At 61.7% G+C, this 21,711-nt stretch carries 18 protein-coding genes; 9 read left to right on the top strand and 9 right to left on the bottom strand.

Annotated features, from left to right (window positions below; all coding sequences use genetic code 11):
- The first annotated feature begins 29 nt into the window (after positions 1–29).
- The 4 genes from ACO48X_RS04655 to ACO48X_RS04640 all read left to right on the top strand — a co-directional run bounded on the left by ACO48X_RS04655 (position 30) and on the right by ACO48X_RS04640 (position 4,185).
- On the top strand, positions 30–1,373 hold the full coding sequence (locus ACO48X_RS04655) for an ABC transporter substrate-binding protein (RefSeq protein WP_485000968.1): 1,344 nt from the start codon (positions 30–32) through the stop codon (positions 1,371–1,373).
- Between the two features lie 268 nt (positions 1,374–1,641).
- Positions 1,642–2,490 (top strand): carbohydrate ABC transporter permease, encoded by an 849-nt coding sequence (locus ACO48X_RS04650; protein ID WP_485000967.1) that lies wholly within the window; start codon positions 1,642–1,644, stop codon positions 2,488–2,490.
- A gap of 191 nt (positions 2,491–2,681) precedes the next feature.
- Positions 2,682–3,536 carry a carbohydrate ABC transporter permease gene (locus tag ACO48X_RS04645; protein WP_485000970.1) on the top strand — a complete coding sequence of 285 codons (855 nt, stop codon included), beginning with the start codon at positions 2,682–2,684 and terminating at the stop codon, positions 3,534–3,536.
- A 13-nt stretch (positions 3,537–3,549) separates the two neighbouring features.
- Positions 3,550–4,185: a MusI family membrane protein gene (locus ACO48X_RS04640; RefSeq protein WP_485000966.1), complete on the top strand. Its 636-nt coding sequence runs from the start codon at positions 3,550–3,552 to the stop codon at positions 4,183–4,185.
- 547 nt (positions 4,186–4,732) lie between these two features.
- On the opposite strand, the gene fbaA is transcribed toward ACO48X_RS04640, so the two are convergent.
- From fbaA to ACO48X_RS04610, 6 genes are all read right to left on the bottom strand, one after another.
- Positions 4,733–5,761 carry a class II fructose-bisphosphate aldolase gene (gene fbaA, locus ACO48X_RS04635; protein WP_485000965.1) on the bottom strand — a complete coding sequence of 343 codons (1,029 nt, stop codon included), beginning with the start codon at positions 5,759–5,761 and terminating at the stop codon, positions 4,733–4,735.
- A gap of 292 nt (positions 5,762–6,053) precedes the next feature.
- Positions 6,054–6,737, bottom strand: coding sequence for a TrmH family RNA methyltransferase (locus tag ACO48X_RS04630; protein WP_485000969.1), 684 nt, complete (start codon positions 6,735–6,737; stop codon positions 6,054–6,056).
- Positions 6,738–7,041: 304 nt separating this feature from the next.
- A complete protein-coding gene (gene pyrE / locus ACO48X_RS04625) occupies positions 7,042–7,614 on the bottom strand; it encodes an orotate phosphoribosyltransferase (RefSeq protein WP_485000964.1) in 573 nt (190 codons plus the stop codon).
- 1,055 nt (positions 7,615–8,669) lie between these two features.
- Positions 8,670–10,088 carry a hypothetical protein gene (locus ACO48X_RS04620; protein WP_485000963.1) on the bottom strand — a complete coding sequence of 473 codons (1,419 nt, stop codon included), beginning with the start codon at positions 10,086–10,088 and terminating at the stop codon, positions 8,670–8,672.
- Between the two features lie 735 nt (positions 10,089–10,823).
- Complete coding sequence (locus ACO48X_RS04615; RefSeq protein ID WP_485000962.1) at positions 10,824–11,489, bottom strand: LemA family protein; 666 nt, start codon at positions 11,487–11,489, stop codon at positions 10,824–10,826.
- A 474-nt stretch (positions 11,490–11,963) separates the two neighbouring features.
- Entirely contained in the window at positions 11,964–12,734 is a 771-nt protein-coding gene (locus ACO48X_RS04610) for an SDR family NAD(P)-dependent oxidoreductase (RefSeq protein ID WP_009198316.1), read from the bottom strand.
- 182 nt (positions 12,735–12,916) lie between these two features.
- On the opposite strand from ACO48X_RS04610, the gene ACO48X_RS04605 reads away from it, so the two are divergent.
- Positions 12,917–14,521, top strand: coding sequence for an Eco57I restriction-modification methylase domain-containing protein (locus ACO48X_RS04605; RefSeq protein WP_485000961.1), 1,605 nt, complete (start codon positions 12,917–12,919; stop codon positions 14,519–14,521).
- A complete protein-coding gene (locus tag ACO48X_RS04600) occupies positions 14,518–15,438 on the top strand; it encodes a XamI family restriction endonuclease (protein ID WP_485000960.1) in 921 nt (306 codons plus the stop codon). The genes ACO48X_RS04605 and ACO48X_RS04600 overlap by 4 nt, the downstream gene beginning before the upstream one ends.
- Positions 15,439–15,532: 94 nt before the next feature.
- Here the strand turns inward: ACO48X_RS04600 and ACO48X_RS04595 are convergent, their stop codons facing one another.
- Positions 15,533–16,180: a GNAT family N-acetyltransferase gene (locus tag ACO48X_RS04595; protein ID WP_485000959.1), complete on the bottom strand. Its 648-nt coding sequence runs from the start codon at positions 16,178–16,180 to the stop codon at positions 15,533–15,535.
- Between the two features lie 335 nt (positions 16,181–16,515).
- Here ACO48X_RS04595 and ACO48X_RS04590 point away from each other — a divergent pair, with 335 nt between their 5' ends.
- Both ACO48X_RS04590 and ACO48X_RS04585 read left to right on the top strand, forming a co-directional pair.
- Entirely contained in the window at positions 16,516–17,307 is a 792-nt protein-coding gene (locus tag ACO48X_RS04590) for an exodeoxyribonuclease III (RefSeq protein ID WP_485000958.1), read from the top strand.
- A 273-nt stretch (positions 17,308–17,580) separates the two neighbouring features.
- The gene (locus tag ACO48X_RS04585; protein ID WP_485000957.1) at positions 17,581–19,029 is read left to right on the top strand and encodes an amidase family protein; all 1,449 of its coding nucleotides are present in this window, start codon (positions 17,581–17,583) and stop codon (positions 19,027–19,029) included.
- A gap of 27 nt (positions 19,030–19,056) precedes the next feature.
- Here ACO48X_RS04585 and ACO48X_RS04580 read toward each other — a convergent pair whose 3' ends face one another.
- Positions 19,057–19,626 (bottom strand): LURP-one-related family protein, encoded by a 570-nt coding sequence (locus ACO48X_RS04580; RefSeq protein ID WP_485000956.1) that lies wholly within the window; start codon positions 19,624–19,626, stop codon positions 19,057–19,059.
- Between the two features lie 283 nt (positions 19,627–19,909).
- Between ACO48X_RS04580 and ACO48X_RS04575 the strand changes: the two genes are divergently transcribed.
- Positions 19,910–20,494 carry an LURP-one-related family protein gene (locus ACO48X_RS04575; protein WP_485000955.1) on the top strand — a complete coding sequence of 195 codons (585 nt, stop codon included), beginning with the start codon at positions 19,910–19,912 and terminating at the stop codon, positions 20,492–20,494.
- 282 nt (positions 20,495–20,776) lie between these two features.
- Here the strand turns inward: ACO48X_RS04575 and ACO48X_RS04570 are convergent, their stop codons facing one another.
- Complete coding sequence (locus ACO48X_RS04570) at positions 20,777–21,400, bottom strand: LURP-one-related family protein (RefSeq protein WP_485000954.1); 624 nt, start codon at positions 21,398–21,400, stop codon at positions 20,777–20,779.
- Positions 21,401–21,711 lie beyond the last annotated feature (311 nt).

The raw sequence follows: 21,711 nt of genomic DNA, 5'->3' as shown, positions 1-21,711 counted from the left end.
CTCGCCGGTTTGTCCAAAGGAGGGCATTCATGCGTCGCACCACAAGCATCGTGGCCGCCGTGGCGGCGGCTGCGGTATCTCTCGGAGGCCTAGCGGCCTGCTCGAGCAGCTCTGACAAGAAAGACGACGGCAAAGCCTCCGTCTACTACCTCAACTTCAAACCCGAAGCCGAGAAGGCCTGGAAGAAAGTCGCGGCAGAATACAAGAAGAAGACGGGCGTCGAGGTCAAGATCCGCACCGCGGCGGCCGGAAACTACGAGCAGACGCTCAAGACAGAAATCAACAAGTCTGACGCACCGACCCTCTTCAACGTCAACGGCCCCATTGGCCTGAAGAACTGGGAGAAGTACGCCTCGGATCTGAGCGACGAGAAATTCACCAAGGATCTGACAAAGAAAGATTTGGCGCTCAAGGGCGAAGACGGCAAGATCTACGGCGTCCCCTTCACCACCGAGGGCTATGGAATCGTTTACAACGACGCCATCATGAAGAAGTACTTCGCCCTGCCGGACGCCAAGGCGAAGTCGGTCGACGAGATCAAGGGCTTCGACAAGCTCAAGGAAGTCGCCGAGGACATGCAGGCCAAGAAGGACCAGCTCGGCATCAAGGGCGCATTCGCTTCGACGTCGCTCGCTTCCGGGGAGGACTGGCGCTGGCATACCCACCTGGCCAACTACCCCCTCCATTACGAGTTGAAGGACGCCAAAGCCAAGGACGCCGACACCCTTAAGGGGACCTACCTCGACAACTACAAGAAGATCTTCGACCTGTACCTGAAGAACTCGACGGTTTCGCCTTCGGAGGCGAGCAACAAGTCCGTTTCCGACTCGATGTCCGAGTTCGCCCGCGGCCAGGCCGCCATGGTCCAGAACGGCAACTGGGCCTGGGAGCAGATCAAGGGCGACAAGGGCAACGTCGTCAAGCCTGAGGACGTTCATTTCCTTCCGATCTACACGGGAGTCAAAGGCGAGGAAAAGAACGGCATCGCGATCGGAACGGAGAATTACCTCGCCCTCAACAACAAGGCCTCCGAATCCGACAAGAAGGCTTCGATCGACTTCGTCAATTGGCTCTACACCTCCAAGGAAGGCGCCAAGATGGTCTCCGAGGACCTCGGCTTCATCGCGCCTTTTGAGGCATTCTCCTCCCAGAGCCCGTCCGATCCGCTCGGTAAGGAAGTGGTCAAGTACATCAACAACAAGGACCTGGATCCCGTGACCTGGGACTTCACGGTCTTCCCCTCGGAAGACTACAAGAAGCAGCTCGGCTCGCACCTCCAGCAGTACGCAGCCGGCAAGGAAGAGTGGTCCGACGTCGCCAAGTACTTCACTTCCGAGTGGAAGAAGGGCAAGGAACAGAACAAGGACAGCTAACGCACAGGCGGGCCGACGCCGCCCCGGCTCGGCCCGCCTTCCCGCAGCGCAAGTCCGGCGTCGGGGCGAACCCGCGCAAGGAGATACACGGCGGCATCGGCCCTCCGGCGCTTCGGCGCAGCGACGGAGCCGCGGGTGCCCGCGTGGCCGTCTTACCGCACTCGCCTGCGGAGCGGCACCGCAATCTCTGTAAAGTGACAACGCCCAGTCCTCGCAGGGCAAGGGCACACCGCCGGCTCGTCGCCGCACTTCTTTTTGGAGACCGATCATGACCAGATCCTTGAAGAAATACTTCCCGGTCTTCACCGGGCCCACACTCATCGCTTTCACCATCGCCTTCCTCATTCCCTTCGTGGTGGGCGTCTACCTTTCCTTCAACAAGTTCACGGCCATCGACGACGCCGAATGGGTGGGTCTGAAAAACTACGCAGCCGCGTTCTCCGAAAGGTCGCACTTCGTCGAGGCCTTGACTTTCACGGCCATGGTCACGGCGGTGGCCATCGTCACCGTCAACATCGGCGCATTCACACTCGCCTACATGCTCACCCGCAAGCTCCGCGGAACCAACGTCTTTCGAACCGTCTTTTTCCTGCCGAACCTCATCGGCGGCTTGGTGCTCGGCTATACGTGGCAGACAATGCTCAACGCGATCATCAACCGTTTCGCCGAAGGGTCGATCCAAGACGATTGGAGGTACGGGTTCGCAGGACTCGTCTTGTTGACCAGCTGGCAGATGATGGGCTACATGATGATCATCTACATCGCGGGCCTGCAGAACGTTCCGCCCGAGCTCATTGAGGCCGCGCAGATCGACGGCGCTTCCAAATGGCAGGCGATGAGGTCCGTGACCCTGCCGATCATGATGCCTTCCATCACCATCTGCACATTCTTGACGCTTGCCAACACGTTCAAGATGTACGACCAAAACCTTGCCCTGACGGACGGCAAGCCCTACAAGGAGACCCAGATGGCGGCCCTCAACATTTTCAAGAGGATGTTCGACATTCGCAACGGCGAGGGCACAGCGCAAGCCATGGCCGTCATCTTCTTCATCGTCGTCGCCGTCATCGCCTTCATTCAGCTGCGCGTCACCCGTTCGAAGGAGGTCGACCAGTGAGCGCCACCAACAGCAACGCCGCGCGTTCGGCGTCGGGCACCGCAAACACCCAGTCCGACGCCGCTTCCGGCGCCGTCGCAGCCGAAGCGGCGCATACAGCGTCCGGCGCGGCGAGCACCCCGTCCGACTCCGAACGTCCCGACTCCAAGGGGTCGGCGGCCGCGAAAGCCTCGGCCGCCGCGAAAGCGCCGATGCCCGCTGTCTCGCGTCCGCGTTTTTCCCCGGGCAGGGCGGTTCTCACGCTTTTCTTGACGCTGCTTTCGCTTCTGTGGCTCATTCCGCTCGCATTCATTCTGATCAACTCGTTCAAGGGCAAGCTGTTCATCTCGGAAAACCCTTTCTCGCTGCCGGACGGGGAGTCGAGCGTGGGTCTGAACAACTACACGAAGACCCTCGGGGACGAGAATTTCGGCCAGGCGATCTTGTGGTCGCTGTTCATCACGGTGGCCTCTGTGGCCGTGATCGTCTTCTTCTGCGCGATGACGGCCTACTACATCACCCGCGTGAAGACGTGGTGGACGTCGGTGATCTACTACCTTTTCGCCTTCTCGATGATCGTGCCGTTCCAGATGGTCATGTTTCCGACGTCGAGCATCGCCGACAGGCTAGGGCTGGCAACTCCCTGGGGAATGGTGCTGCTTTATCTCGGATTCGGCGGGGGCCTTTCGGTGTTCCTTTTCTCCGGCTTTGTCAAGTCGATCCCGCTGGAGATCGAGGAGGCCAGCTACATCGACGGCTGTTCGCCGCTGCAGAACTACTTCCGCGTGGTCATGCCGCTGCTCAAGCCGACGGCGGTCACCGTGGCCATTCTCAACACGATGTGGGTGTGGAACGACTTCCTCCTCCCCTACCTCGTCATAGGCAGCGACGAGCGCTACAAGACGATCCCGATCGTCATCCAAGGAATGATCGGAACGAACGGGAACAAGGACCTCGGGGCGCAGATGGCGGTGCTGGTCATGGCAGTCATCCCGATCGTCGTCTTCTACCTGGCCTGCCAGAAGTACATCGTCGAGGGCGTGGCCGCGGGCGCGGTCAAGGGCTGAGCCACGCGATCGCATGGGCGTCCTGTCTCCCGACTCGAAGTTCTATCGGGGCCTGTCGACGGCAACCGATCTGGTCATAGTCAATCTGCTGACGCTCGCCGCCTCCATTCCCGTGGCGACGGCGGGCGCGGCGCTCACGGCCTGCGCCCGGGTCTGCGGCGAGACGGTCCGCGAGGAGGACGGCTACCTCGTGCGCACGTGGTGGGCCGCCTTCCGCAAGAATCTGGTTCAATCAATGGGCTGGTGGATTCCCTGTGCAATCCTCCTCGGCGCGGGCGCGGCCGAGAGCTGGCTCCTTTCGGGCATCGACGATTCTCGCTTGGCCGGCGGCCTGAACGGCCTGCTCATCGTGGGGCTCGCCGCCGTGCTGGGCGTGCTCAGCTGGACGGCGCCGCTCCAGGCATTCTTCGAGAACACGGCAATCGGCCACGTGGGAAACGCCGCGGTGCTTGCCGGGGGCTACCTGTGGCGCACACTGGCCAATGTCGCAGTGGCTCTCACTCCGCTGGCCGTCTTCGTCGCGGTTCCCAAGGCGCGCATGGCCGCAGTCTGGTTCGTTGCGATCATCGGCGTCGCGTTCACGGCATACATGCAAGCCATCATCGAGAAGGCCGCGCTGGACAAACTGCTCGATGCGGCCCGCGACTAGGAGTTTTTGTCTCCGGGGCCGGAACAGTCTCCGGCTGCCGAGAGCGGGGAAGCATCGTCAGCGAGCGAATCGGCACCGACCGTCAGTTTAGCCGGCCGCCGAGAGCGGGGAACCATCGGCCCTCTGAGGCAAGCGGCAAGCGAGCTGGCGGGAACAGAACGATGCCGCGGCAGAACAACGTAGCGGCGGCAAAGCGACGTCAAAGCGCAACGGCGAGGTCAGCCCGCGCAGGAGAGGCGCCCGGAGAATAAAGCGTCGGCACGGCATAGGCACGGTGTCAGAGCATAGGCGCGGTGTCAGGGTCGTTTTACCGGGCAAAGAAGGGCGCGGTTTTGTCGGCACGGCATAGGCACGGTGTCAGGGCATAGGAGTGCGGCGAGGCATGAAAAGTGCCTTCGTGCATGACAACGGCCGTTCAACGGAAAGCGCCGTCGTCGGCAAAATCTCGCCGACGACGGCGCAGCGTCGTGTCCGGTGGAATCTGAGCCGTCTAGCCAGACCGCCGTTGTCCCAGTCGAACCGAAGCGATCGTCAAGAAGCTCTGGCCTCAGCTCATCTTGGTTCCGACCGAGCCGAGGCGGTCACAGGCTTCGAGCACGCGGGCGGCCATGCCGGCCTCGGCCAGCTTGCCCCACGAGCGCGGGTCGTAATCCTTCTTGTTGCCGACTTCGCCGTCGACCTTGAGGACGCCGTCGTACTTGCGGAACATGTGGTCGGCGACGGGGCGGGTGAAGGCGTACTGGGTGTCTGTGTCGACGTTCATCTTGATGACGCCGTTCTCGACGGCGAGGGCGATCTCGTCTGCGGTGGAGCCAGAGCCGCCGTGCATGACGAGGTCGAAGGGGCGGTTGTTCTTCCAGCCGACCTTCGCCGCAACCTCTTCCTGGATGGTGCCCAGGATCTCGGGGCGCAGCTTGACGTGGCCGGGCTTGTAGACGCCGTGGACGTTGCCGAAGGTCAGAGCCGTCAGGTAACGGCCGTTCTCGCCGAGGCCGAGAGCCTCGACCGTGGCGAGCGCGTCTTCGGTGGTGGTGTACAGCTTCTCGTTGATTTCGCCGACCACGCCGTCTTCTTCGCCGCCGACGACGCCGATCTCGATCTCGAGGATGGTGTTGGCGGCCTGCGACAGGGCGAGGAGCTCTTTGGCGATCTCGAGGTTCTCAGCCAACGGAACGGCCGAGCCGTCCCACATATGCGACTGGAAGAAGGGAAGGCGGCCGGCCTTGACTTCCTCGGCCTCGAGCTCGAGCAGGGGGCGTACCCACGAATCGATGTTCTGCTTGGCGCAGTGGTCGGTGTGGAGCGCGACGGTCACGGGGTAGTTCTTGGCGACTTCGCGCGCATATGCGGCGAGGGCGAGCGAACCGGCGACGCGGTCCTTGACAGTGGAGCCCGAGGCGTACTCGGCGCCGCCGACGGACACCTGGATGATGCCGTCGGACTGAGCTTCGGTGAATCCCTGCAGGGCCGCTGTGAGGGTCTGCGATGACGTCACGTTGATTGCCGGGTAGGCGAACTTGCCTTCCTTGGCGCGGTTGAGCATCTCTGCATAGACTTCAGGGGTTGCGATAGCCACGAATAATCTCCTTCGTGTTGTTGCTGACTACCCTCTTATTCTCTCACTTGACGGCAGGTACACAACACGCGAACGTCCCAAGATTCCCGCCCGCGACTGAGGCCACTGTCACGCTGAGACGGCGGTCACTGCTTCGGCAAGGCGGTCGGCACCCTCCAAGGCAGCCAACACCGCCTTCCAAGGCCACCGATACTGCCTCCACAAGGCTGCCGTCGCTGCGAATCGCTCCCAGGAGACGTGCTCCAACACAACGGTGCTGCACTTCGGCCGCGCTTCAAAGCCGCGCGCTCCCTCACCGATGCTGCACGGACCACCAATGCATGGCGATGGCGGCGGCAGCAGCCACGTTCATCGAGCGGGTGGAACCGTACTGCTCGATGCGCACGGCGAAGTCGCAGGCCGCAAGCAGCTCGGGCGAGATGCCGGAGGATTCCTGCCCGAACACGAGCAGGCACCGCTCGGGCAGCCGGGTCTCTTCGAGCGCAGCCGACCCCGGCGGATTGTCAACGGCAACCATCACGTAGTCGTTTGCCCTGGCCCATTCGACGACGTCGCGCACCTCAGGCCGATGGAAGACGTCCACATACCTGTCGGTGACGAGCGCGCCCTTGCGGTTCCACCGCTTGCGGCCCACGATGTGCACGCCGGAGACATTGAAGGCGTTGCCGGTGCGCACGATCGAGCCGATGTTGAGGTCGTGCGCCAGGTTCTCGATGGCGATCTGGAGGGCCGCCCGGCTGGGAGCGAGATCGGCCCGAATCGCCTCGACGCTCCAATAGCGGTACTTGTCGATCACGTTGCGCCGGTCGCCGCTTTCCAGCAGGGCCGGGTCGAGGCGCGGATCATCCGGCCACGGGCGAGGATGCGGGCCGACGCCGACGTCGCGCCGCGCGTTGCCCAGCGAGGGGTCCTCGGGCGGTCCGGAAAGCTGCGCGGGCTCGAAAGACCCGGCGGGGCTGCTCGCCGCCGCGGGCAGTTCCCCGACATCGCCTACCGCCTCGTCCGCCAGCTGCTTTGCCCCGACCGCTTTATCCGCCAATCGCTCCGCCCCGGCGGCAGAATCCGCTGCCGCCGCATCCGGCCTCTGAGCTACGCCGAGGGGTTCGTCGACAGCCTCCGTTGGGTCATCAGTCACGCCGACCTCCCCGTCACGCCGAGAAACTGATCCGCTGCCTTATCGCTGGCCCTTGCCTTCGCAGCGGAAGCCGCCACAGCAACCGAAGCCGCGTTCGCCGCCTCACATCCGGGCTTCCGCCTCATGCCCTGGCTTCCAGGCCAAGTCATACCTGGGCTTCCAGGCCGAGGTCTTCCAGTCCAAGCGCGGCAAGGTACGGAACGCCGCAGGCTTCGATCTTTTCCCTGGCGCCGGTGGCCCGGTCGACGACCACCGCCACGGCCAGCACGTTCGCCCCGACCTCGCGCGCGGCTTCGAGGGCTTGGATGGGCGAACCGCCGGTCGTGGACGTGTCCTCCAAGATCACGACGTTGCGCCCTTCAATGGACGGGCCTTCGATTCGCCGCTTTGTGCCGTGGTCTTTGGTTTCTTTGCGCACGACGAAGGCGTCGACGTCGAGTCCGCGGGAAGCCGCGGCGTGCATGATGGCGGTGGCCACGGGGTCGGCTCCCATCGTCAGTCCGCCGACGGCGTCGGCCACGCCCGCGCCGAAACCCGCCTCCTCGAGCATGTCGAGCATGACATGCCCCACAAGCGGGCCCGCCTCGTGGTGAAGCGTGGCACGGCGCATGTCCACGTAATACGAGGACTTCTTGCCGGAGGCCAGCGTAAAGTCCCCGCGTTGGACGGCCAAAGAGCCGACCAGTTCAATGAGTCGCCTGCGAAGAGAATCGTTCACGGACTCAAGTGTAGTGGGGCAGAACTCGTGAACTTCAAGTTAGTCTTATCGTCATTTGACAAAAGCAATCTATTCAAGTATCACGGTTGCATATAAACAGTAGAGACATATTTTTTAGAAGAAACACCTATGAAAAGGCCTAAAAATACAGTTTTTAACTAAAAAATGTATCTAAGCTAAGTTATTCAATCGAGACTACTGTGTTGATTAACAGCCAGGTTACTCTTGGAAAATGCACGTTATTCATCCGTCAGGATTCTACTCATATGAATATGTGATATGAGGTCTGCATCTGCGGTCGGCGACATCTTGCTAAACTGTGCGTTTTTCCGCTTCGGCCTCACAGTCAGCATTCTAAATATTCTAAGCATATACTTAAGGTTATGCGATCTAAGCTCTATATTTTTCACTGAATCTGTGTACAAGCGTGAAGCTTCGACACTTAGCTCCGTAGAAGCAACGCGGGGACCTCGCTCGCCCACGCCAGCTCCCCTGCTCCTCTTTACCGACATCGAATGGTCGAAGTTGTAAGACACAAAACCTAGGGGGACTTGCCGACCGGTCTAGTGCGGATGCGGGGAACGAGCACCCCACCATGCGGGCAGCCGAGCCTGCACCTACATTGCAGCAGGCAAAAAGGAATGCGTTTGCTCCGCCGCCCACCGTCAGTCCGCCGACGGCGTCGACCATGCCCACGCCAAAGCCCGCTTGTCGAGCATGTCATGCTCGACAAGCGGGCACAGCCTCATGATGAAGGGTGGCGCGGCGCATGTTCACGTAGTACGAGAACTACTTGCCAGAGGCCGGCGTAAAATCCCTGCATGGGACGGCCAGAATTGGCGGTCTCCGTCGATTGCGCAGACCTCCCCATGAAGTCTCCGCACCAAGCAACCAGAAGTTGACACGTTCAACAGACCAGCCACGAAAAGGGCCGTTCGTGCCGTCACGATCGATATCCACGTGCAGTGACCACTCATGCTTTTAAGGAACCCGGCTATTCCAGAACCTACTTGTATTGGTTTAAAACAATGCATAAACGTACAGATAGACACATATCACTCTTTGCGCTGCCATGGATCACTAGAAGAGGCCTGGCCTTCAAATTCCGCCATTTTACTGTCTAATTCCTTTGCCGATCGGTAGTCAATATCCTCATACATATCAAGAACCACTCCCAAAGTATGAGCACCTAAGTAGATATCTTCCGATAGATCCCGACTTAAATCGGCCAATCTCTCTTTTATGTCATAAAATTCAAGAGAAGGTCCATTGAAACCACATCCGATATCCGCTGCCCGACCGAGAGCAATTTCGAAAGATCGAACGGCTTGAGACAATACACTCACACCCGCAGCGACTTCGGGGAAAGTCACATCAGCAATTTCTCTCATCAGATAAACATCTCCAATTTTGAGTTCAGTGTCGCGAGAGTTGGTCCCGCCATTCCTATCCGTCTTATCCACATCGTCGTAGTGAACAACTGGAAAGTCCAAGTCAAAGTCGTGTCTGTTTTCATCCATTTTCACATAGTTGCTTTTGAGGTTACTGCGTACCGACTGCTCAAGCTCTTTCAATTGCCTGTTGACCTCTTCCAGAGCTTTTTCCATGTTATCCATCACGGTGTCATATGACTGCGGGGCAGGTTTGACCTCTCTCTCCATTACGTCGCCAATCGTTTCTAAACCTAAAGCGACAAGCCCGGCCCCCATTACCCAAGCCGTTCCTCCACTAGCGATAGCGGCAACTGCGCTGGCTCCCGCGGCAATGATGCGAACATCAGCGGCTGTGATTTCCTCATGTGGCTGATTGGCAACTGAAGCAAAGGACTCCCTGGCTTGCTTAGCGATACCTAGAACAGCCGAACGCGCGCTGTCTATCCCAGCTCGCTCCGCCACAAGAGCGGTTTCAATGACATACGAAACACCACAGAACTTATTCATGATATCCTGCATTCGGAAAAGAAAGTTATTCTTAAAGCTAGACATTCCAACACCAGACAACTGCGTGCGAGCTACGTCGTTTGCCCCTTCCAACTGCTTGGCAATCGTCCCCTGAAACACTGGCGTCTTGCTGCCTTCCTCTGTGTCCCCCTGAATGACCTGATTAGCCAAGCAGCTATAGACTGTCTCACATATCTCTTTTCCACCGTCAAGCCCGGACGGCTCAGGGAGCGAACGCCATTTATCTAGCGCCTTATCGACACGCGACATCACATCCATAGCTTTCAACTTCCACTCATTGAGAGCGCCACTTTTCAGCACTTCCCCTCCGCCAAAAGGTTCAAGTCCCCCATTACCGTGGTCATCAGGAGCCGTTAAACCGATGCCTTCATCCGGGTTGTTCAAATCGACTTGAGTGTCTTCATATATGTATCTATCACCTTTTACACACCAAAAATCGAAGCCAGAGAAGTAAGCATCAACAGCAGCTCTTTTAACTTTGCCGATAAGACCGTCGAGAGTGTAGAAAGTCATTTTCGCCCTTTCAATAGAAGCCTTGTTCCTATAAGTTGAGGTTTCCCCTTTAGAAATCTTAACAACCAAAGAAAGCCTATTGAAAGTTTAAATAAGGTGCAGACTCCCCAGATAAATAGACAGATTTTCTATTCTAAAAGAACATGCATCATGCACAAAATCATGTTAAACTCATTTACATCAACATTATTTAATATAATCGGATCGTGAACCGTTTAACAACTTAAAAATCAATAAAATTCATTATATTTAAACAAATGTGCAGCTTCACTACCCAACTTCACTAGAGTGAAGATCAAATAGAGTGACCCCTAACCATTTGGCAAGTAAAATCGAAACTTCTATTTGACTGCTTGCATAGCCTCAGAAGTACTGGAGTTTCCGTTGCTCTGATCTTCTTCTCCCTAGTTACGCTTTTTTCGTCTACGGCCGTCGCCTTTCCTTGAGTAGGACACCGTGCCTCTTCTTCATCGAATGAATATGCTCCCGAGCTTTCACATGTCTGAGTTAAGGGGGCTTGAGCCTATTGCAGCGTGAAGCAGTTGGCCACAAGACGGAACCGCTAAGCGGACCATACCCGGGTCGAGGTTCGACGGCATTCGGACCGAACGCCGAAATGACCTGCTGACCACCGCGAAGCCCTCAGGTTGCCTCCACCCAGGCCGGTCGAGTCTGCATTGAGATCCACTATCAAGCTGGCCTCCGAAGCCGCCGGGTTGGCGTGCGGCGTCCAGGTTAGACACCGCCTCCAGGCTGGCCGCCGTAGCCGGGCTGCATTCCGCCATTCTGGGGCCCGTACCCGGGCTGACCGCCGAAGCCGCCAGCGGGCGGCGTGTTGAAGCCTCCAAAGTTGACTTGGGGCAGCTGCCTGTCGGCGCTGTCGATCTCGAAGTATTCGGCCTTCTGCAGGCTCATCATCGACGCCACGATCGAGGAGGGGAACTTCTCCGCCTTCGTGTTGAGGTCACGCACGTTCGAGTTGTAGAAACGGCGGCCCGCGGCGATGCGATCCTCGGTGTTGGTCAACTCCTGTTGCAAATTGAGGAAGCTCGTGTCAGCGCGCAGCGTCGGGTAGTTTTCGGCAACGGCAAAAAGCCGCGAAAGCGCCCCCGACAGGGCCGATTCGCTCTGCGACCTCTGAGCGAGCGACGCCGCCGGGGCCTCCGCCAGGCGACGAGCCTCGACCACGGCCTGCAGCGTCATCTGCTCGTGGGCCATATACCCGCGGACCGTCTCGACGAGGTTGGGAATGAGATCCCGGCGCCTCTTGAGTTCGACGTCGATCTGTCGCCACGACTCCTGGACGAAGTTCCGCAGCTTGACAAACCCGTTGTACGTGACGATGTACCACAGAATCAGCAGGAGCAAGATCGCTGCAACGGCGATGATGGCAACCTTCATCGTTCCCTTCCTTCCGGTTCCGCAGCGTGCCCTGGACGGGGTGCCTGCGACGCCTGTTCGCGTGCGACGCAGGGCCGCATCCGGGGCTCCGCATCGCGGGTTTCAGTTTTCCAAGCCCCGCCGACGCCCGAAGCCTTCGCCTCGAAAGTCGTCAGGGCCAGACCGGCTGACCGGCCTTGCTCAAATAGGCTAACCCGAAAAGCAAGGCGAATTCGCGCCAGATTCCGGGGAGAGGTACAAGCGACCGCAATGCGATGGCGTCGTGGCCTTGGACGACCCGACACAAAACGACGGACAGCACAAAACAACGAGACGGCACAAACGACGCGTCACGAAAGCTGGGGCCGTAATCTCCAAGAGGCGGGACGCGGTATAAGCGGAGCGCGGAGGATAAGCAGCTGCGGAGAGCCAGGCTGAGATAGGGCTAGCCCCGGAGCGGGATCACGGACGACGCTGGACTCAAACAGAGCAGGCTCAGCCGCGGCGGCCGGAACGCTCCGGGCCCGCGACAGCGCGCACGAGGCTCCGCGGCGCGACCTTGAGGGCGCCCGCGAGCGCGCGGTACCTTCGCGACGGCGTGACGACCACCTTGCCGCGGCGCACGCCCTCGATGGCTTCGGCGGCCACCCGCTCGGCCGGGATAAAGGCGGATTCGGGCCACTGCCCCGGATCGACGTCGACCTTTTCGTGGAACTCTGTATGCACCAGGCCGGGGCAGACGACCGTCGCGTTGACGCCCGTGCCCTTCAAACTTGCCGCCAAGCCCTCGGTGAAGGTGCGCACCCAGGCCTTGTGCGCGGAGTAGGTTCCCTGCGCCGTCAGTGCGGCCATCGAGGCGATGTTGAGGATGCCTCCGCCGCCGCGGGCGACCATGCCGGGGATCGCCGCGTGGCACGTCATGAGGACGGCGCGCACCATGACGTTGAGCGCGTTGAGCTCGCGTTCGATGTCGCCGCCGACGAAGTCTTGGCCGAGCCCGAATCCCGCGTTGTTGACGAGCAGGCCCACGGGGCGCTCGTCGTCGATGAGGCGCTCGCACACGCGCAGGGTGCCCTCGGCCTGCGAGAGGTCGGCCGGCAGGACCTCTACCTCTACGTCGGCGACCTGCCTGATATGTTCGGCCACCTCTTCGAGTCGATCCGCACTTCTCGCCACGAGGATGAGGTTCATGCGCTCAGCCGCCAACTGCCACGCGATTTCACGACCAATTCCGGATGTCGCCCCGGTTATTAAAGCGGTAGCCATGCATTCAGCCTATCCCGAAGCTCAAGGCATGAGGCGGAACGTCGCGCGGCGCGCCTAGCGGGCGTCGCGAGGCGGAGCGTCGCGCGACGGGCCTAGTCGGCCTCGTCCTTTCTCACACCGAGGGGCGACGGCGGCCGTCAGCTTCTCGAAAAGTGTCGGAGGCGAATGAGATGCTTAGTGGCATGGACGTTCTTTCGACTCGCGATTCGCTCATCGTGGCGGCCGCCGCGCTGACGGCCGAGCATGCTGACGCGCTCACCGCCGAGGAATCGCGAATCGTCGACGGATGCGACGCGCCGAGCCCTGCGCGTTCCGACCTGGCCGAAATCCGAGAACTCATCCGGGCCGGCCGCGATCCCCTGGGAACGGCCTATTGCCGCGTCCACTCCGCGGAACTGCGGCGCCCGCTGGGGCAGACCTACACGTCGCGAGAGATCGTCGAAGCGATGACCGCTTGGGCTGCGGCCAACGGCTCGCCGACGCGCGTCGTCGACCCCGGCGCCGGCTCCGGCCGCTATCTTCTGGCCGCGGCCAAGAGCTTTCCCGAGGCCCGCCTGTTCGGCGTCGACGTCGATCCCCTCGCGGCGCTGATGCTGCGGGCAAACCTTGCGGCGTGCGGCCTTGCGGATCGCGCTGAGGTCCGTGTGAGCGACTTTCGCACACTCAGCCTGCCCCCGGCAGACGGCTCCACGCTTTTCCTGGGCAATCCGCCCTATGTGCGTCACCACTCGATATCGCCCGAATGGAAGGAATGGTTCGCGGCCACGGCGAAACGGCACGGTTTGAAGGCCAGCAAACTCGCCGGGTTGCACGTCCATTTCTTCTTGGCGACCGCCGAGCATGCCCGCCCCGGGGATTACGGCGCCTTCATCACATCCTCGGAATGGCTCGACGTCAACTACGGCAAGCTCGTTCGCGACCTTCTTTTGGACGGCCTGGGCGGCCAATCGCTCCATCTCATCGACGCCAGCGTCTTTCCGTTCGACGACGTCGCCACAACAGGCATGATCACATGCTTCAAGATCGGGGACTCACCGGCAGCCGTCAAACTCCGCCGCGTGAGGTCCGTCGGGCAGCTTGGCCGGCTCGAAGGCGGACGCGGCGTCTCCCGCAAACGGCTCGCCGCCTCCGACAAATGGTCCGTTCTGACGCGCCCATCCCCCAAACTGCCGGAAGGGTACGTCGAACTTGGCGAGCTGTGCCGCGTTCACCGAGGCGCGGTCACCGGGGCAAACAGAGTGTGGGTAAGGCGGGGCGCCGCTTCCGACCTCCCCGAGCGGGTCCTTTTCCCAAGCGTGACAAAGGCCCGCGAACTGTTCGCGGCGGGGAAACGGCTGACTTCCGGGGAAGGATTGCGCAATGTCATCGACCTTCCGTGGGACCTTGACGTCTTCGACGCCGAGGAACGCCGGCAAATAGACAGATTTCTGCGCGAGGCACAACTGAAAGGCGTGGACAAGGGATACATCGCAGCCAATCGCAAGGCGTGGTGGAGCGTGGGACTGCGCGACGCCGCGCCAATCCTCGCGACGTACATGGCCCGGCGCCCCCCGGCCTTCGTGCGCAACGACATTGATGCCCGGCACATCAACATCGCGCACGGCGTCTATCCGCGGACACCGATGAGCCCCGCGCTCCTCGACCGCCTAGCAGACGCTCTGCGCGCAAGCGTCAATCTGTCCCAAGGCAGAACGTACGCCGGCGGGCTTGTGAAATTCGAGCCCAGGGAGATGGAGCGCATTCCCGTTCCAAACCTCGACCGGCTGGCAGAAGGGACCGAGCCGTGAACCCGCAGGCACAGCCGCCGCTTTGGTCCGAAGAGGAGCTTTCTGCCGACTCGGCGAAGGCGATTTCGCGTTTTCGCGAGACACGCGTCCAGGAGCCCTTGGAGCTGTATCTCGGCCATTTCGACGCGCATCGCCGAAATATTGAAGACATCTTCGAAAAGACCTGCTGTCTCACACGGCTTCGCGACCAAGCCCACGAGCTGCTGACCAGGCACGGCTACCTCACCGAGATCCGCTACCTGACCTCGCCCTCGGTCAGCGAAGACGATCTGAAAGTCCTGACCGACGCCAAGCTCAGCCATTCGTATTTAGAGAAGAACCCCGGTGCCACGAGGAATATCATCGACGTCGTCTTGTTGGGACTTGACCGAGAACGTTTTCCGTGGCTCGGCGAGAATCGCATGCCCACAGCCGAAGAGAGCACGGCTGCCATAGTTTCGACCGCTGCCCTCATCGCCAATCAGAAAGTTCAGACGGCGCGCCGCAGCGCGGCCAAGAACCTGCAAGAAGACGAGGTCGCGAAGGCCCTTCTTGCGAGTGGATACGTCGAAGTCGAACGCCGCAGCGTCGACAATTTCTCGCGGATTCCCGGCCCCGGAGAGTTCTGCAAGGAATCTCTGTTCGGCGGAAGGAAGGCGGATCTCGTCATCGGCCTTTGGGACGGCCGGGCGATGCCGACCGAATGCAAAGTCAGCAACTCTTCGACCAATTCGGTCAAACGGCTCAACAACGACGCGGCGGTCAAGGCAAAGGTCTGGCTGCGAGAATTCGGCACCGCCTCCTGCATACCGGCGGCGGTGCTCTCGGGAGTGTTCAAAGTTCACAACCTCTTGAGCGCCCAAAAGAACGATTTGACGATCTTTTGGTCGCACAAACTGGAAACAATGATCTCCTTCATCGAAAGCACGAAAAACTAGGCGCAAGAGCACGAAAAACTAGGAACAAGAAAGCGTGAAAGCCCGGACAAACAGACGCCGCAGTCAAGGAGAACAGGTGCCGAACGCCTACCCGTCACCACGGCTTTCCTCGCAGGTCGACGGGTCCGGCGGGCCATTCGCCGACGTCGCGCGAAGCGGCGCAAATAAGCACGGGCGCCCCCTCAGAAACGACGATCGAGACCGGGCCGTCCCCGGCGTCGGCCGGACCTTTTCCTGTGTCGCCCGGACCTTTTCCGACGGCGTTGCCCTCGCCCGTGGAAACGCGCTTCTCACCCATGGAGACATGACGTTCGACGACGTCGATCCGACGCCACCCCGTCGCTTGATAGAAGGGCACAACCTCGGGCCTGCAGCCCAGATAGCCAAACTCCGCCTTTGGCTTTCCCGGGACGTCAAAACTCCGCATCGCGGCTTGCGCACGGCGCATAAGCGCAGCGCCTAAACCGATCCCCCTTGACTGCTTGCGGACGAGCACGCCGCCGGTTCCAGCGACCGCCACGTCGCAAACGCCCACCGCGATGCTGCGCAACTGAAATCCAACATGGCCCAGCAGGCGGCCGTCGGAGGAGACGACGACGTGCACGTCGGCGGGCGCATACCCATACGGCGCGTCAGGATCCCAAGGCCCGTGTTCGCGAAAATACTCACCGTCGAAGAGATCGCGAAGGCATTTCAGTTCGCGTCGGGATAGATCGCTGTGGAGAACGGCTCTGAACATCATCGGCAAACGAGTCTACAACGGCCTTGGCCTGCCGCATTCGACGGGCTTCAACAGCCGGAGCCCTTCACGCGCGCCAACAAGACAGACCGTCGCGCGCCAACAAGGCAGAACAGTGCGGCGCCCGGAGGATTTCCGCTGGCGGATCCGTGCGCCAGGCACAGCGCCGTTCGCCAGGCACGGCAGCCCGCCAGGCAAGGCACAGCGCCGTGCGCCAGGCACGGCAGCCCATCAGGCAAGGCAGCCCGCCAGGCAAGGCACGGCAGCCCATCAGGCAAGGCAGCCCGCCAGGCAAGGCGGCTGGCCGGGCAAGGCGGCTGGCCGGGTAGGCTTGGGGCATGCGCATCGCCACGTGGAACATCAACTCAATTCGGGCGCGGCAAGAAAGGGCGCTCGCCGTTCTCGACCGTTGGGACCTCGACGTCCTCCTGCTGCAGGAGACGAAGTGCCGCCCCGACCAGTTCCCTGCCGCCGAGTTCGAAGCCGCCGGATACGAAGTCGCCGCCCACGGGCTCGACCAATGGAACGGCGTGGCGATTCTTTCGCGCGTGGGAATCGAGGAGGTGGCCGTCGGCTTCGAGGGCCAGCCCGCCTTCGGCAAAGAAGGCGCCGAGCCGAAAGTCGAGGCACGTGCGATCGGCGCGCGGTGCGGCGGCGTCGGCGTGTGGAGCCTTTACGTGCCCAACGGCCGGGCGCTCGACGACCCGCATTACCCCTACAAACTGGAATTCCTCGCCGCTTTGAGGCGGGCCGCGAGCGCACAGCTCGCCGAGGACTCCTCGGCCCAGCTCCTCTTGGCGGGAGACTGGAACGTCGTCCCGAGCGACGCCGACGTGTGGGACCCCGAACTCTTCCGAGGCGAACTCTACGCGAGCGACCCCGAGCGTGAAGCTTTCCACGCCTTTGGCGATGCCGGATTCGCGGAAGTCACGCGCGGCGCGACCGAGGCCCCCTACACCTTCTGGGACTACCAGCGCCTGCGCTTTCCGAAGAACGAAGGCATGCGGATCGACTTCGCGTGGGCAAGCCCGGCTTTGGCGCAGAGAGTCGCCGCGGCGCATATCGACCGCAATGAACGCAAGGGCAAGGGGGCCTCGGACCACGTGCCCGTCGTCGTCGAATTCGCGTAAGAGAGCCGCTGCACTCGCCGCGTAAAAGGGACGGACAGAAGGCTGCGGCATAGGCGCATAGCCGCAGCCTTGCCCGAAACGCGGGCCAGGAGCGAGCGCCGCATATAAGCCAATGCCACATATAAACCAATGTCGCCTAATAGCGAACACCGGTTGAAGACGGGCGCTTGAAGCAGGCGACAGTCGAAGGCTAGCGGTCGAGCGCCGATTGGCGGCAGGCTTTCGTTGAAGTCGGGCGCCGCTTGGAAGCGTGCAGGGATTAGAATCAAAGCTATGAACGAGGACGTTTTCACGCAACTGTCGGCGAGCGAGATGGCCGAAGGTGTGCGGTCGGGGCGCTGGACCGCGCGCGAGCTAGCAGCCGCGTCTCTGGAACGCATCCGCCGCCTCGATCCAGAGCTCAACGCCTTCGCCGTTGTGCGAACCGAGGAGGCTCTCGCCGAGGCCGACCGGCTCGACGCCGAACTGGCCGGCGAAGCCAAGGGCCGTAAGGCCGACGGCGCGAGCGCCCCAGCCGACGGCGCGGGAAGGCTCCTGGCAGGCGTGCCCATCGCTGTGAAGGAAGAATACGACGTCGCCGGATTGCCGACCACCCTCGGCGGCAGCGGGAACCCGTCGCCGGCCGCGGCCGACAGCGAAGTGATCCGCCGCGTGCGCGCCGCCGGCGCGATCGTCGTCGGCAAAACGACAATGCCGGAGTTCGGCCGCTGCCCCGAAACGATCTCAGACCGCTACGGCGCCACCTTCAATCCCTGGCGGCGCGGCTTCTCCCCCGGCGGCTCCTCGGGAGGTTCGGCCGTGGCCGTCACGACGGGAATGACCCCGATCGCCCTCGGCGCCGACGGCGGCGGCTCCATTCGCCTGCCCGCCTCATGCTGCGGAATCCTGGGCCTCAAGCCGGAGCGCGGCCGGGTGACAATGGCCCCGCTCTCGCAGCATTGGCACGCACTCGTGACCTTCGGCGGGATGAGCCGCACGGCGGCGGATTCGGCGCTGCTCTACGACGCGATCGCCGGCAGCCTGCCTTCGGACCGTTGGCACGCCGAGCCCCTGAGCGAGCCGTATCGCGACGTCGTCGCACGCGGAACCGGACCGCTGCGGATCGCCTGGACAGGGCGCTCCCCGATGCCGGGGCTAAAGAACGACCCCGAGGTCGATCGCGCGCTGGCCTCGTTGGTGCAGAAGCTCGCGCGCCTGGGCCACGACGTTCGCGAGACGCACGCCGCGTGGCCCGTGCCCACCGACGCCTTCATTCTGCAGTTCCTCTCCGGCATGGCAACCGAGGCCGACTCGGTCGAGGCGCCCGAGAAGCTGGAGAGGCACACCCGCCGCATCGCCGCCGTCGGCCGCCTGATTCCGGCACGCCTGGCGAGATTCGCCGAGCGCCGCGGCGAGAAGATCGCCCGGACCTTCAACGAACGCTTCCTCCCCACCGCCGACGTCTTGGCGATGCCGACGATTCCGGTGCTCCCACAGCCTTCGGGCTGGCTGGAGAGCCGAAGCACGTTCGCGTCGGTCTTCCGGAGCACGCCAATGGTCGTCAACACGGCGATCTTCAACGTGACGGGCCATCCCGCGCTGTCGATTCCCGGCGGAGTGAGCGCGGAAGGCTTGCCGATCGGCATGCAGTTCGTGACTCGGCCCGGCCGCGAAGGCCTGCTTCTCGCCCTCGCCGCCCAGCTCGAGAAGGACGAGCCTTGGCCGACGCCGCCGGGCTTCTGACCCCGCCTTCCGGGGGCTTCTCGCTTCTCAGCCTCCCGTGACCTTACGGAAAAACTGCGTTCCGAAGCGTCGGGAGACATCGAACGCCAGCGCCGCCGCGATTGCCAACACCTGCCAATCGCGGGAGACGCCCGGAGCGAAATCCAGCCTGTACTTTACGCCGCCGGTCAGCCGATAACTTCCCTGAACGACAGACGCCTTGGATTCCATGGATTTTATGTCGAATCGATGGCGAACGTTTTCGGCGTGGAACTCCATCGGCAAACCGTCAGCCGGTTCAATGAAAATGACGGTTGCCGGGGAATTCGCGCACACGATCGCCCCAAGAGGGGAACCGTCCTGCCGCGTAAGGTCATAGCCTCCTCGGGCCCCGGGAACTCGCACCTTGCTGACATAAGCAAGGACGTCGGCAGAAGCGTCAACAATCTCGAACTCGCGAAATCTCCCGAAAGGCCGGGGCTTTCGGCTGTCTTTACCGGCGATTCGACCAACGACGGCCCCGTCTTTGCCTTCGATGGAGAAATCGCTGGATGATGAAAAACTGCGCCGCCGCATGATGAGTCTGTCGCCTTCCGGAGCGACGGATTCGTTATTCATGTTTATGTAATGGCCTAACATTCTTCGACGGTACGAGATTTTAGATCTAAAATCATCACTTATTACGATTCCTACTTAATTCACAAGAAATGCCCCGTAAATGCGACGCCTTCCGCCAGCGAAGTTACATGCATTTCGGGAGCCCCGACAGCGGCCGAGGGGCCGGAGCCTCTGTGAGATGAACCGCCATCGCAGCCTGATATGCGCGAAGACACGCGAATCGCGCGCGAACATCGGACGAACGCCCTGTCCAAGGGCGAAACAGGACGCTAGTGTGTGAACTATGGAAGCACAGCAGAGCATTGCCGAACGCGATCTTCTTGTCATGCAGCAGATCAGGCCCTCCATATCTGATGAATTCACCATTGAAGACGCCGATGGAAACATTGTTGGAAATATCATATCAACCGAGTCCACGCAACATCGCTCCTCAAAGTCCCCCTGCAAGTTCGACGTCGTCGACGCGGACGGCTCCGTCGTCATCCACGTCAGCGCGATGCAAAACTTCGGCAGGAACGCCTACTCCGTGAACCACCCCGACGGCGAGCTTCTGGCCGGCGTCAAGGAAAGATACGCGTGCTTCGTCCGCGAGATGTCGATCGAACCGGTCGACGAGGCTCCGATGACGCTGCACGGCAGTTTCCTCGACCGCCAGTTCAAGGTCAAGTCCGCCGACGGCGACGCCCTGGTCGCAAGCTCCGCGCACGAAAAGCCGGGCCACGCCATCGGCCCGGCCGGCCGCGGCCGCTACGCGCTCACTTTCGAGACAGGCGCCTCTGAGATTCAGCGGCTGGCGGTGCTCGGAGGGATGGTCGCACTGGACCTCATGGATCAGAAGGCCGCTGCGTCCGCGAACTCTTGGGCATGACTGGAACGCCGCAAACGGCGAGCGCAAGCCGCTTCGAGCGGATCGGTTCCCGCCGCGCTCGTCGAAGACGGCTCCGACAAACGAGAACACGTCGCCTCATGAGAGAAGTCGGCTCTGAGAGCCCCCAAAGCACAGACGGGCCGAGGGAGGGACGTCGGCGCGCGGCGTGACGCCCAAGGCGTTGGCCGTCGGCGCTTTTCGAGCCGCCGACGCGCCGACGGGCTGCACCGCCTTTGGACGGATTGATAAACATGCGGCCTCCGGCCCCAGAGGGCGTCCGCGTCAGAGGTCCGAATCCCGGAGCCTGCAGGAAGAGAGCCACTCCCGCATCCGCAGGGCGTCTATGGCGAGCGTCCCGCCGAGCAGCGCCAGCCGGTGCTCCCAGGGAGCTTGCGGATGAATCCTCAGCGTATAACGGTCCCGGCCCATGGCTTCTTTCAAGACTCCGGCCCATTCGCGCTTCACTGTCCCGACGACGGCGCCGCCGTCGCCGAACGTCGCCTCGAAGTCGCGATCAAAGGTTTTGCCCCGCACATTCAGCGGAGGCCCGGCGGCAGGGCAGATGGCGAGCTTCCTGCCCACGAACCCGGTTCTGTCCACGATGCTCGCCAGAAACGCGCCGTTGGAAAGAGCCAAGACGTATGTGGGGATGTCGCGCATGCGCACATGGCTGAAGTCGAAATCGAAGTCGAACTGATCTCCCATACGCAGAACCACGGAGCCGTTGGCATCGAGGACGTCGAATCTGCTGGTGCCAAAGGCAGCAGAGAAACAGTCCGGAATATCCACGATGCGCCCGACCGCATTGCCGTTTCCGTCCATGATCGCGTACTTGTCGCTCACAACCGAACTGACCTGTTGGATGACGAGCAGATTGTGATCTAGGAGATGTGCCGACGCGTTCATACAGGGCACGCTAACAGCAGTCTCTCGGGAATTGCACGGCGTCCCATGGGCTGCGCGCCCCAATCCCGCACGCCAGCTCCGCCGGAGGTTTCCGGCCCGCTCGACCCTGCGGCGAAACCCAATCCCCGCGCCCGACCCTCCCCGGATGAGCCTCTCCCCCGAATGCGCCTCCCTCGAGCTCGACGCATTCCCACTGCGATTCACGTAAACCACCCGCCCGGACCGGAGCGAGCCGCAGACCCCGGGCGACGCCGCGCCAATGCGTCGGAAAGCAGATGCCCCCCGCAGGCGCCGCCGCGCGACGTCGATTT

Source organism: Peptidiphaga sp. (genome assembly GCF_057238965.1).
Note: the sequence above shows the minus strand (reverse complement) of the source record. Positions and strands in the feature narration are given on the sequence as shown.